Annotated in this window: 9 protein-coding genes and 3 pseudogenes; 5 read left to right on the forward strand and 7 right to left on the reverse strand. The window is 31.4% G+C overall.

The annotated features are described in order from the left end of the window. Window positions 1-138 precede the first annotated feature (138 nt). On the reverse strand, window positions 139-1,212 hold the full coding sequence (locus tag ACUN0F_RS00995) for a BC_2427 family protein (RefSeq protein ID WP_046956779.1): 1,074 nt from the start codon (window positions 1,210-1,212) through the stop codon (window positions 139-141). A 280-nt stretch (window positions 1,213-1,492) separates the two neighbouring features. Then, window positions 1,493-1,831 (reverse strand): annotated as a pseudogene (locus ACUN0F_RS01000) (tyrosine-type recombinase/integrase); the annotation flags it as partial. Between the two features lie 558 nt (window positions 1,832-2,389). Between ACUN0F_RS01000 and ACUN0F_RS01005 the strand changes: the two are divergent. Further along, a complete protein-coding gene (locus ACUN0F_RS01005) occupies window positions 2,390-2,779 on the forward strand; it encodes a hypothetical protein (protein ID WP_078994888.1) in 390 nt (129 codons plus the stop codon). Window positions 2,780-3,510: 731 nt separating this feature from the next. On the opposite strand, the gene ACUN0F_RS01010 is transcribed toward ACUN0F_RS01005, so the two are convergent. Together ACUN0F_RS01010 and ACUN0F_RS01015 are read right to left on the reverse strand one after the other, a co-directional pair. Next, the gene (locus ACUN0F_RS01010; RefSeq protein ID WP_046956782.1) at window positions 3,511-3,939 is read right to left on the reverse strand and encodes a cell wall hydrolase; all 429 of its coding nucleotides are present in this window, start codon (window positions 3,937-3,939) and stop codon (window positions 3,511-3,513) included. Window positions 3,940-4,338: 399 nt separating this feature from the next. Then, window positions 4,339-4,563, reverse strand: coding sequence for a hypothetical protein (locus ACUN0F_RS01015; RefSeq protein WP_445539021.1), 225 nt, complete (start codon window positions 4,561-4,563; stop codon window positions 4,339-4,341). A gap of 666 nt (window positions 4,564-5,229) precedes the next feature. Here ACUN0F_RS01015 and ACUN0F_RS01020 point away from each other — a divergent pair. From ACUN0F_RS01020 to ACUN0F_RS01035, 4 genes and pseudogenes are all read left to right on the forward strand, one after another. Further along, window positions 5,230-5,685, forward strand: a pseudogene (locus ACUN0F_RS01020) (tyrosine-type recombinase/integrase); the annotation flags it as partial. A 198-nt stretch (window positions 5,686-5,883) separates the two neighbouring features. After that, window positions 5,884-7,005: an IS200/IS605 family element RNA-guided endonuclease TnpB gene (tnpB, locus tag ACUN0F_RS01025; protein ID WP_202283919.1), complete on the forward strand. Its 1,122-nt coding sequence runs from the start codon at window positions 5,884-5,886 to the stop codon at window positions 7,003-7,005. Window positions 7,006-7,080: 75 nt separating this feature from the next. Beyond that, window positions 7,081-7,182, forward strand: a pseudogene (locus ACUN0F_RS01030) (site-specific integrase); the annotation flags it as partial. Between the two features lie 1,839 nt (window positions 7,183-9,021). Beyond that, window positions 9,022-9,411 carry a hypothetical protein gene (locus ACUN0F_RS01035; RefSeq protein WP_089608096.1) on the forward strand — a complete coding sequence of 130 codons (390 nt, stop codon included), beginning with the start codon at window positions 9,022-9,024 and terminating at the stop codon, window positions 9,409-9,411. Window positions 9,412-9,873: 462 nt separating this feature from the next. Here the strand turns inward: ACUN0F_RS01035 and ACUN0F_RS01040 are convergent, their stop codons facing one another. From ACUN0F_RS01040 to ACUN0F_RS01050, 3 genes are all read right to left on the reverse strand, one after another. After that, on the reverse strand, window positions 9,874-10,149 hold the full coding sequence (locus tag ACUN0F_RS01040) for a hypothetical protein (RefSeq protein WP_046956784.1): 276 nt from the start codon (window positions 10,147-10,149) through the stop codon (window positions 9,874-9,876). 37 nt (window positions 10,150-10,186) lie between these two features. Next, window positions 10,187-10,345, reverse strand: coding sequence for a hypothetical protein (locus tag ACUN0F_RS01045; RefSeq protein WP_327988136.1), 159 nt, complete (start codon window positions 10,343-10,345; stop codon window positions 10,187-10,189). 1,137 nt (window positions 10,346-11,482) lie between these two features. After that, window positions 11,483-12,697 carry a replication initiation protein gene (locus ACUN0F_RS01050; RefSeq protein WP_046956785.1) on the reverse strand — a complete coding sequence of 405 codons (1,215 nt, stop codon included), beginning with the start codon at window positions 12,695-12,697 and terminating at the stop codon, window positions 11,483-11,485. Window positions 12,698-12,913: the final 216 nt, after the last annotated feature.

Raw genomic sequence — 12,913 nt, forward strand, 5'->3', positions numbered from 1 at the left:
CGAGCCATCGTTATTATTTCCCCTCTAATTCTAATACATGTTAGTTGGTTTGCTAACAAACTTGCTAGCACTTTTTTTGTGTTTTTCTATTACATACTCCTGAAAAAATTTTCAGCTGATTGATTGAGATATAATCATTTATGTAATCCGCACACGAACTTCCTGTTCTTGCAATAATTGTATAGTCAATTCCAATGTAATATTTTGCATTAACTGATAGGGATTATCATGAGATTTACTTTGTTCTGATATAAATTCAATACATTGAAATATATAGCCTTCTACACGTAAGCTTCCTTTATCAATTATAGATAGATTATGTCCATTCTTTATTATTTTTGGCAATAAGAATTCTTTATTTGTCAAAATAATTTCCTGTGATATCTCTTTTATTCCTATAACTTTTTCTTTAAAAACCACCTTTTCTATTAAACCAAATTCACCTTTATACCTGCCTATTTCTATTGGTAGTTTCGCAGTTATATAACTATTTACATCTGCTTCAACTTCCTTCTCTATTATTATACCGTGGATAGGAATCCACGAAGATGTGCCTACCCAACTCTCTTCCATATTTCCTTTTACTTTTTGATTAGAAAGTTCTAAAAGTACTCTCTTTTCATGAAGGTTTGAAGAAACTAAATTACAATTAATTTCTCCATGATAATGTTGCATTGTAGTTAATAACTTAGAATCTAGTTCACGACCTCTTGCATCTTTTTCATTACGAAATACAAATGCTTCTTGATTTTTCACATTAATATTAGGAGATTTTATAAAACTAGTAACATCTGAAATAATAGAAAATGGAGTTTTCACTTCTATTGAACGTACTGAAGTCTCTATTTTTGATGCTGAATCTATACTTTTTTTCTTTGAATCTGTTTCTTCACTTTTTTTCTCTAATTCATTCGTTTTATTTTCTTTTTCTGATTCAATTTTCACCTTTACTCCCTCTAATCCATTCGTTTTCGCTTCTTTTTCTAGTACATTCTTTTCACTTTCTTTCTCTAGTCCCATTATTTTATCTTCTTTTTTTGACTCTGATTCTTTATTTTCTTCCCCTGCTTGTATTGCTTTAGTTTCTTTCTTTGGTTTTGCTTTTTCACTTTTCTTATTTTTTCTTATTTCGCGTGAATCATCTTGATCATTTAATATTTCCCCTTTGTCAACTTTGTTCCATATTCCCTTACCAACCAATGGACTATCCATCACCATCCCCCCACTTAGGAAACTCATAAAAATATGTTTTGACACGCGACCATTCATCATTATATATGTTTTATAATAATAAAAAAGACATTGTCTTTTCATATAAATTTCTTTACCATATTTGGGATCCTCAAAATAATTCAATTGAGCATATCTGCAAAAGTCATCCTTACATTCTTTTTCTATTTCATTTTTTCTCCAAGTAAAGCTTCGTTATTTGGATATTTTTATGACCTCCTCATAGAATAGGTCAATCTTGTTCGTTTACATTTGCATGCTACAATTCTTCGTGAAGAGGTTTTTCTATATACACAAGCACATGTGGATACTAAAAAAAAAAGATATCAGTACTGTTTTTATCGCGAACTTTGACGCTAGAACTGGAATTTCACCTTCCATTCTTCACACTTTTTAATCAGTTACTATATCTACGTATATGCCAAGGCCATAATGTTTTCAATAAAGAAGCATAGCGCTATATGTCTTCCCCATTCAATTCTAATTCTTCCGCCTGTTGCTTTGTGCATTAAAAAAACGAAAGAATCTCCGCTACACAACTCATTTTCATGTCCTCTTTTCGCTTTTTCTTCTCATCCATATCTTTTTGTAATTGCAGAAAAAACAACTCAACACTTTACTGATTATTAAGAGAAAGAACGTCATTATTTAGACAAAACTATACATGGTATTTATACTACTCCTAATCGACTTTATAAATCATTTGATTTACCAAAATACAATTCAAACCGAACAATCTGATCGGGTATTACTAGATAATGACTTTATATCTAATAAGGAGGAAAAACAAAGAAAGAAAAGATGAATAATTTAACTTCTACTTTTGATAAAGTCTATTCGTATCCCCAGCACTAAAAAGTATTTAGTTATGCCCTTCTCGAAAAAGAAACAAATCCACCGGTACCCATATGACCCGTAAAACCTTCGGATGTTAATTCTATAAACAAACAAAAGATGTGACCATGGTAAAAGAAATACTTATTCATCGCACACCACAAATAAAACTGGAACATATTAGGTATATTAAGAAGAAAATGATGTTATTATTAAACAACTTTCATATTTACATAAAAAATCCACACTTAACTAGACTCATATACTCACACCATCCTTTCTAGACGAGCATAAGATGTACTAACGAACGAAAGGGGGTAATTTTATGGGTTTTGGTTTTGGTGGAGGTTGTGATTTCAATAGATGTGATGATCGGAGAGATCATGGTAGAGATCATCACAGAAAAGATGAAAGCAATAGACAGGTGAATAATAATCCAGAATTAGCACAATTCTTACACACATTAACTCCTGGTACTTGTATTGTTCTTCAATATGATTGCCAACCACCTACAAGTGCAACATTCCAAGGTTTTCAAGGAAACAACGTAATCATTTTATCTGACTTTGATTGTTTCCCAGGATTAGCACGTATTGCGATTAACAGAATTAACGTCGTCTCTATAAATTCACCTGATTGTAATCGTTTCTGTTGCAAGCGTAAGCATTGTAGAGAATGTGATGAGCATAAACATGATCATAGCGATGATTATTAAAAATGAATGAATAGAAATACCTTTCCTTTAATTTTATAAGCCACTTTGCAGAAAAAACACCTATTAAAAAAAAATAGGTGTTTTTTTCTTTCCTAAATTTACTGAACTGAACGTAAATAACAAACCATTCTATATATCGGACATATACTAATGTAAGGTCGGCATCCAAATGACCCAAATAAATACCCACGCCAAGAAATAAAACTACAAAGTATTTCTTGGCACCTTTACATAAAACAAATAAATTTATTAAAAGTGTATAAGTCAATTACCAAGTTTTTCATTCTATATAATTAAGGATTAGAAGATCCTATACCACCAATCCATAAAGTTACCTATATATATTTAACTGTCTAGATGTGCAATCCTAATTGAAAATGCTTCGTTTTGAAACAACCAATTCATGTGCTAATTCTTCCACAGTAAATTTTTTCATTTGATTAACCATCATAATCATTTAATCTTTTAGCCCTAGACATCGAATACCCTACATAACTATGACATAATCTAGAGCCGTTATAATATATGGTCATGGATAGAAATTTATCTGTGTTTTTTTGTTTTATCTAGATTCCTTTAAATTATTTCTAACCACATTTCCCGAAAGAATTCACCTTACTCAAGCGTGTGCAAGACGATAGCCCAACGGTAAGTGGCAGATGAATTTCGGTTGGCATAAGCCAACATATTTTTCTAGCATATACTTTTATACAGATTGTTTTTATCATTTTTTAAAATGTGTTATAAACCTGTTCACAAGTTGCAGCTGTTGGTTGAAAAAAACAGTGTTTTTTATAACGTCCGACCAAAGGCTGATTATACCATTGTTGAGGACAATCACCTGGTGGCCTAAAATACCATAAACTAAATTTCCCAGGCCAGTACCTCTCTCCATTGATTACTCGACGAGCTAAGCGTTTTTCACTTTCTCTTGCTCTTTGATAGAAATAACCGTGAGTAACAGCTTCAAATGCGTGTTCTTGGTAAATCATTTGTCTAATGGTACGAAGATTTTTAAAATCGGAACAATTGGCTCTTATTCGGTTAATTCCTACATTTCCGACGAGCAACATACCCTGAATTCCTTCTCCTTCGGCTTCTGCTCTCAGTAACCTTGCTAAAAGTGCAATATCTGCTTCTGTAGCGTTAACAACCCCCATGACTGCACCTCCATTATATTTTCTTCTTATAGTATTGCTTATTAGTTAGGATAATGACTTTTTACATAATATAGATTGTTATGTCTACGAAGTATGGAAGATAATTACTCTTGAATAGAAAGGATGATGGTACTTGAATATGGATTCTTTCATGGTAGGATTTGTATTATCATTGGTATGGGGCTTAAAGATGGAACGACAGGTGAAGAAGAATTGCTAAATAAACTCATGAATAGAGGTACTTATAAGGATTATGTAGTTTCAATAGTTGGGGCAAATTATTTACATTTACTTTTGAAAAATATAATTCAAGTTATTATTTTATCTTTTTCCGACATACGTCTCCTCAAAATAAACAGAGAGACGCTTGTCTCTCTTCAAAAAGTACTTTTGGCAATTTTAAATTGTTCCTCTTAGTATCAAACCTAGAACGGCCATAATTATCGTACTGATAATAATCCGTAAAATCCAAGAGGTATTCGTGCTGATTTTTTCTAATTGCTTATTAATTGTAGAAATGTCTTTCTCGTTAATTATAATTCGAGTTTCTAAATTACGAATATCACGCATGATCTCTTTTTGTTCTGATTTTAGAATGTCAATTTTCACATTTACGTCTTCCATATACTCACGCCCTTATAATATCTTAATAGAACAGTCTTAATATATTATGAGACAACCTTTGTCGCTGTGAATTTATACATTTTTCCCAATCGTATTTTTCATTACTAAACTAGTACAAACATTTGTTAATTGACTGATGGCTGTACTAATTAATCAAATTAGGATGTTTTGTTAGAACTTCAATCGAACCTCAACTACATTCTTCATATCTTAAGTATTATCAAATAAAAAGTTTAGAAAATCCATGAACAAAAAACGAGTGCTGTGAAAAAATGCTATTTCAAAGAATTTTATCAATTTCGATGGTTATTACTGAATCTATAACTGCATCTACAAGAACATTAAATGTCCATTTTGTTCACTAAAAAGAGAGCATCCAGGACAATAGATGCTCTTAATATATGAGGAGTTCTACCAAAACTTAGAATAGAGGAGGAGCGGTCAAGCTCGTCCTATACTCTAATATATGCTTGTTCTTCTCGAAATGTGAAAGGTAAAAAGACACCTTAATTAGGTGCCTTTTTAGTGTATAAGAGGTAGCTACCTTGGAAAAGACCTTTCTGTATCATTATATGATTATCAATTCTCATTATACATATAATAGCTGTTAAACACGTTTATTTTGTATTTTGATAGTAATAGATTTTTTCGCGAATTGCGGCCGCAGTAAACGAGCAACATAAACCAAAACGCGAGTTATCCTATGAAGAAGTGAAGCAGCTGCTAAACTTCTACAAGGATAATGAAATTAACTATGGATTATTATCTGTCCTTGCTACTACTGGGTTACGTGTGGCAGAGGTGGCCCATGCAAAGTGGGAAGATCTTGAGTATGATGCCATACGAGGACGATACTATTTAACGGTAGATACAAAGGGCGATGATGAACGGATTGTTTCTATTAATAAGGAAATTTTTAATCGTATTGTTGCGTTTCGAGTCCGGAGACGATTACCTGTGGACATTGGAAATAAAAATGGAAAGACTATATTTCAAACAAAGAATCATACTGCTTATAGAGAAAATTATTTATCACAATATATTTCTAAAATTATTAAGGACACAAAGTTACCCTTTACGAAGAATATACGAATTACTCCCCACTTCTTTAGACATTTTTATCATTTTAGCCAAGAAGACTCCTTCCTCAAGGAGCGTGAAGGGTCACAGCCCAGTGAGTAGGTGGGAGATGAATTGGCTTCGAACAAGGGATGGTAGGAAGCCATCTTAATTGTTCGACATACAGAAGGTGTTACTTTACTATCTGTCGAATGTACGTTTGGTGTATAATAGTTATATACCGAAATGGAGGTGAATGAAATGATGATCAATAAAGCCTATAAGTTTCGTATCTATCCAAATCAAGCACAAGCAATTCTAATCAACAAAACGATTGGTTGTTCCCGCTTTGTATTCAATCATTTTCTATCCTTATGGGATCACGCATACAAAGAGACAGGAAAAGGCTTGACCTATGGTACATGCTCCGCCAAACTCCCTGCGATGAAGAAAGAGTTTGTTTGGCTAAAAGAAGTGGATAGTATTGCGATTCAGTCGTCTGTTCGCAACCTTGCGGATGCTTATACGCGCTTTTTCAAAAAACAAAACAGCGCCCCGCGCTTTAAATCTAAGAAGAACAACGTACAATCTTATACCACAAAACAAACAAATGAAAATATTGCCGTTGTAGGGAACAAAATAAAGTTGCCGAAACTAGGCCTTGTTCGATTTGCCAAAAGTCGCGAAGTAGAGGGACGTATTGTAAATGCCACTGTTAGACGAAACCCTTCTGGCAGATATTTTGTGTCACTATTAGTTGAAACAGAAGTACAAGAACTTCCGAAAACACATTCTTACATTGGAATAGATGTAGGACTAAAAGATTTCGCTATTTTGTCAGATGGAACACCCTATAAAAATCTGAAGTTTTTCCGATCATTAGAAGATAAGTTGGTGAAAGCACAGCGTGTTCTTTCTAGAAGAATGAAAGGATCTTCTCGGTGGAATAAACAACGAGTCAAGGTAGCTAGAATTCATGAATACATATCAAATGCTAGAAAAGATTACTTGGATAAAATCTCAACTGAAATCATCAAAAACCACGATGTTATCGGTATAGAGGATTTGCAAGTATCGAATATGTTAAAGAATCATAAGTTAGCAAAAGCAATTAGTGAGGTGTCTTGGTCACAGTTTCGAACCATGTTGGAGTATAAAGCAAAATGGTATGGTAAACAAGTCATTGTCGTATCGAAAACATTTGCTTCCAGCCAATTATGTTCTTGTTGTGGATATCAAAACAAAGACGTTAAAAATCTAAACCTACGTAAATGGGACTGTCCTTCTTGTCGTACACACCATGATAGGGATATTAACGCAAGTATCAATATAAAGAATGAAGCAATAAGGCTTCTAACCGCAAGGACTGCGGGGTTAGCCTAATCAATTAGAGTTCGATAGAACTCTTTACTTAGGAATCCCTCACTTCTAAACGAAGTGAAAGTGGGGGTAGTTCAAGTACAGTACTTATACGACTACAAGGGACTAGCACCTCATGTAATAGCAGCTGCAGTAGGTCATAAAAATGAAAGGACAACAAAAGAAAACTACCTAAAATAAAGATTAACGAAAGATAACGATGCTGGAATCTAAATCTAGAATTCTGATTTCGTTCATATTAATATTAATTATATAATTTATACATAACAAAGATTAAGAACCTGTTATGGACACCTTTTTATGCAAAGATATTAAATTTAATTGGTGATGTATACGTTGATATAAATTCTAATGAAAAAATTATTAGTAGGCTTAATCATTGCATCATTGATACGAACTAACTTGTTTTTTAATTATTTTCCATATGTTTAAATAAGCTCTACAATATGGAGTTTTTATACAAAAGACACACGATTAAACAAACATAACTTCATATGATATATTGCATCCTTTCTTTTTAGAGTGGATAGTCGTTACAGAAGGGCACTTTCCGAAGTGCTCTTACATTTTCATACCAAATAGCGTTTTTATAAAAAACTTTTCACCTTTAAATCAGACAAGCATATATTATTGTATGGGGCACTCCACTCCATAGGTTCACCCTTTTAGTTTAGATGCACACTTATATGTGTGCTCTTTTTTATTCACTTGAAATAACGATTTTGTTCAATAAAAAGAGAACATCCGGGGCAGTAGATGCTCTTAATACGATTGGATTTTTAACTGAATAAATGGAATAGGAGCGGTTAAGCTCGTCTTACACTTTAATATATATGAAATGTAAAAAGACACCTTAATTAGGTGTCTTTTCAGAGTGCCAGAGGTAATTTATATATTGGATACACCTTACTATATCATTGTATGACCATCAATTCTTATTATGCCTAAAAAAGGTTTTAAATACGTTGATTGTGTAGTTTCAATATAAAAAAGAATAAGAACCTGTTATGAACACTTTTTTATACGAACAAGATATAAAATTTAATTTAATTGGTGATGTATGCGTTGATATAAATTCTAGTGAAGAAATATTAGTAGGCTTAATCATTACATCATTGATACGAGCCAACTCGTTTTTTTAATTATTTCCCATATTTTTAAATAAGAATTATTAATTGTTTGGAATACATGTTAAATTTAAACTCTTCCCCACTGTTCATAAACACTTTTACTCTATCCTCGTATCGTTAATTTGTTTGCACAATTCAATTCAAATTTACATACACTACTGTATGCACATGTATTCAGATCACATTTGGGCGTGTGATTTGAAACCTACTTTTCAAAAAGCGCTATATAAGCGCTTTTTTCATATCCATCCATTAAAATAACCCCCAATAATTGTTCGGAATGCACGTTAAATTTATACTCTTTCCCATTATTCATAAACATTTTCACTCCACTCCATTATTGTTAATTTATTCGCACAATTCAACTCTAATTTACATATGCTACTGTGTGCTACACATACATCTAAATCACCTATGGGCAGGCATGATCTGAAGTCCACCTTTTAAAGTGCGCTATATAAGCGCTTTTTTTCATGCGTAAATAATCTCTACAAAATGAAATTATTATTATATTCCCTTCCGAATAACATTTCCAATCCGGTTTATACTATAACTGTAGCTTTAAAGTTACACAACCTAACTTGTAGGGCCTAATTTTCCATTTTACAACAAGTGGTTAGCTAGTCAAGCTGGCTGCTTTGTTGTGCTAAATGAAGTTTTCACTCGAATTTACGCTTCAATTCGTTCCATACAAAGCACACACCTTTTTAGAGTAATAATATCAGTATGTCCAAGTTTTATAGATTTTTTGCACAAGAACCAAAAATAATTTTTATTAAACCAATTTCATATTTACATAAAAAATCCACACTTAACTAGACTCATATACTCACACCATCCTTTCTAGACGAGCATAAGATATACTAACGAACGAAAGGGGGTAATTTTGATGGGTTTTGGTTTTGGGGGAGGTTGTGATTTCAATAGATGTGATGATCGGAGAGATCATCATAGAGATCATCACCGAAAAGAAGAGAACAATAGACAGGTGAATAATAATCCAGAGTTATTACAATTCTTAAGAACATTAACTCCTGGTACTTGTATTGTTATTCAATATGATTGTCAACCACCTACAAGTGCAACATTCCAAGGGTTTCAAGGAAACAACGTAATTATATTATCTGACTTTGATTGTTTCCCAGGATTGGCACGTATTGCAATTAACAAAATTAACGTAATCTCTATAAATTCACCTGATTGTGATCGTTTCTGCTGTAAACGTCGCAGACATTGTAAAGAATGTGACGAACATAAACATGATCATAGAGAAGATTAATAAATTTTAATTAAAGGAAAAATCTTTCCCTTAATTTATAAGCCAATTTGCAAGAAAAAAACCTATTAAAAAAATAGGTTTTTTTCTTTTCTAAACTTTACTTAACTGAACATAAATAACAAACCATTCCATATATCGGACATATACTACTGTAAGGTCGGCATCCAAATGACCCAAATAAATACCCACGCCAAGAAATAAAACTACAAAGTATTTCTTGGCACCTTTACATAAAAAAATTAAATTATTAAAAATGTACAAACCTAATTGAAAATCTGTACATATAATGTATTCTACCTTTCTATTATTATATTGATGGGATTTATCTTATATAAATCCCTTCTTTTTAAAATATTTAAACATTTCATTCAACCTACATAACATAATAATCCCTAAAAACAAAATAAGAAAAGATAAGAGTCTTCCCCTCTTATCTTTTCCTAATATTTATTAAAAATTCTATTAAACTACTCGTTGAATACTAATAGCATCTAGGCTTGTCATATTAAGGTTCGCAGCAGCATCCACCCAAATAAGAAATCTATCCTCTATACGAATAAAGACTCCTATTCCATCGATCTGATCTCCACCTGAAAAAACTCTAATTTTATCGCCTTCCCGTAAAGCATTTAATCTTCTTCGTCTTTTAAGATTCCCCAATTCCCTTATTTCCTCACGGTCTCTTTTTCTTCGATTTCTATTACATTCATCACATTCACACCTACGCTCAAAAGACATTTAACATAACCCCTTTTTCCTAAAACACTTATTTGCACTATATATTATGAAAGAAATAAATTAATGGATTAGATGTTCTTCCTTTATCAATTGCCCAATTAGCTAATTTATTTAAAATAATAAAAATTACTAATTTCAACAATTGTACAAGCCATTTTGTATTACTTACATACATTAACAATGAGATGATAATCATCTTACACCCCAAAACCCTAAATTACCTGTTCGGTAACTATCTTTAAAAGATAGAAAAAAGGACAGTTTTTAACTGTCCTTTTTTATTTTTACTAAGATACATATTTCGGAATTTAAACACCCCTCACTAATATATACATATATTATATGGTGCTCCAACACACTGCTAGATACAACTTCATTAACAAAGAAAGTCCTTATTTTCTATCTGTCAAGAATTTAGGCTCTTTTTACACTGTTTTACACCCGTTTACATTAATATCCAGATGTTATTTCCCTTCCATATATCGATTCTACGCTTTTTATCCTACATTTATTAGTCATGAAAATTTCTATCACCCTCAAAAAATATTCTTAGCGCTGTTAAAATTTTCTTAACGTGAGCTTTTGGAGTCTGTGGTCTGCACCCTTCACAATCAAGCTAATAATTTATAGTACCCCCATAATGAAAACTCTCTTCATTATTAACTACTGATAACAAGAGAAATGTGAAATATACCCTTTTTAAAATAAATATAAGGTAGAATTTTTATTTTTAGGTATATTACATGGGCTGGAGTTAAAAGTCAGTTTTTTGTTTCTCAACTATTTATACGGAATTTTCTATTATTTTGTTTGTCATTTCCAATGAACCTTGATAAAATATGAATTACATATCGAAACACCCTTATTGGATACCTGCGCCTCTCTGTGCAGGTATTATTGATGTTAGTTTTTAAATAAAGAATACATTTTTCTCATTCCTTCCTGATGCTTTCACGCATCGAAATATCATTTCTCTTTCAAGAAAATCCAAATCATTTTCAACATTTGCAATTCGTCTAAAGGTATCCATTTAACATCGGTTTAATTTTCATCTAAATTATCTGAAAGACAAGGTATCTCCCCTTCTTTTAACTCATATTCAAAAATCATTGTTAACGAAGGAACTGTTCCACACTTCTCTTTATTTTTAAAAGGTGCATGTTCATATAAAAATTTAACTTCCTAATGTTTTTTCGCCTGTTCATCCAAGTATAGGTGGATGCAGCCATACAATGGGAAGGAACTTTAGCATGAGTATGATCTTATTTATTAGACAGTTCCTACATATTTATACAAATTCAGGTAAACAACATGATTCAACTTTATTTTAAATTTAGTATCTTTTCTTTCTTATATTCTTTTTAATGTATTCATAAATTTTATCCATGACAAACGTTTCATGTTCTATCCAAATGGCTTCAGCTTCCTCTAATGTAACTACTCTTACCAATTTCTCAATTGCTGTGTCTTTAACTAAAAATGTAGCTACAGCACCTGTAACTGTTGAATATTTACTGATAACTAAATTTATAATGTTATCAATCTCTAATACTGTATCGTTGTGAGAATCATTCTCATTTTGACTACTTTTGTTTGTTATTTCTTTATCAGACAGTTCTTTTAATCGGGAATTTAGAGTGAATTCTATATAACCTATTGGAGAACTAATATCTGAACGAAATCTTATATCCTCAATTATTTCTAATACAATTTCTTTATGAGCTTCCCATTTTTTTAACACTTTAGGAAATACTTTTTCTTTACAGCGTTCTTCAAATCTTTTAATTTTTTGTTCAAATGTATTGGGCTGTTGAAATTTATCTAAATTCTTTTCAAAATGAACTAAATTGTTATCTTTCTTTTTTTGGCTATAGATAATAAATTTGATTTTTTGTACTTTCCTGCCTAATTTAATTTCTTCAAATTCAAAAGAAATATCTGTTTTTTGATTCAATTCTTTTTGAGATGGTTTTAACACACGTTGCTTAAAATTTGCATAGTTAGGGTATATATCCATTGCATCTAAGTAATACCTTAAATTTTCAAGACTAATTGTACGTTCCTTTAAATCTTCATATTGTTTTAGTAATTCATAAATACGTATAGCGTATGTACTTTTCAATTTAATAACATTAGCTAATCTATAGCTTGTAAACTTGTTGCTTAATTCTAATAGAAATGGCTTTAATAATGGATCGAAACGCATATCAATTGTTCCTTTATTTCTGTTGTAAATTGCTGAAGACAGCCAAGATACCTGTATCAGCTCTTCCCCAGTACGAATTTCAATTACTTTTGACAATAATTCTTTAGTAATTTTACTTAACTCCGAATATTTAGTAGATCCATTTAGACCAAGTAGATCATGAAAATGTTTAATCGAGAATGTGTAGGTTTTAAAATCCCAATCATTAGGTTCAATATTACTAGCCAAACAAAGTAATATTTTTTGTTCTACTAAATTCAAACGTGAATTTGCTTCAATTAAAGTATTTGATTTTGAAACAATATTATTTTCTTTAATCTGCAAATCTTTACTATCAGACATACCTACATACGTCCCTTCTTTCTTACCTCTACTGTTCTACTAACTATAACAAATATATTCCTTTTATTACAATTTATTTTTTGTCAATTCAGAAAATTCAATTCTCACTATTACAGTTAAAAAAACCTTTGCTCTATATATAAGTATTCCGAAAGTCATTTGAATAGCAATATTATTTTGAAAATATTTACAGTTATAAAGCATATAACCAAATTT

The sequence above is a fragment of the Bacillus sp. 1A genome, assembly GCF_052682215.1.

Bases quoted from the DNA above. Each gene is read 5' to 3' on its own strand.
- ACUN0F_RS01035 (WP_089608096.1), top strand. From the start codon at position 9,022: ATGGGTTTTGGTTTTGGGGGAGGTTGTGATTTCAATAGATGTGATGAT.
- tnpB (WP_202283919.1), top strand. From the start codon at position 5,884: ATGATGATCAATAAAGCCTATAAGTTTCGTATCTATCCAAATCAAGCA.
- ACUN0F_RS01010 (WP_046956782.1), bottom strand. From the start codon at position 3,939: ATGGGGGTTGTTAACGCTACAGAAGCAGATATTGCACTTTTAGCAAGG.
- ACUN0F_RS01005 (WP_078994888.1), top strand. From the start codon at position 2,390: ATGGGTTTTGGTTTTGGTGGAGGTTGTGATTTCAATAGATGTGATGAT.
- ACUN0F_RS01015 (WP_445539021.1), bottom strand. From the start codon at position 4,563: ATGGAAGACGTAAATGTGAAAATTGACATTCTAAAATCAGAACAAAAA.
- ACUN0F_RS01045 (WP_327988136.1), bottom strand. From the start codon at position 10,345: ATGATTATCATCTCATTGTTAATGTATGTAAGTAATACAAAATGGCTT.
- ACUN0F_RS01050 (WP_046956785.1), bottom strand. From the start codon at position 12,697: ATGTCTGATAGTAAAGATTTGCAGATTAAAGAAAATAATATTGTTTCA.
- ACUN0F_RS01040 (WP_046956784.1), bottom strand. From the start codon at position 10,149: ATGTCTTTTGAGCGTAGGTGTGAATGTGATGAATGTAATAGAAATCGA.
- ACUN0F_RS00995 (WP_046956779.1), bottom strand. From the start codon at position 1,212: ATGGATAGTCCATTGGTTGGTAAGGGAATATGGAACAAAGTTGACAAA.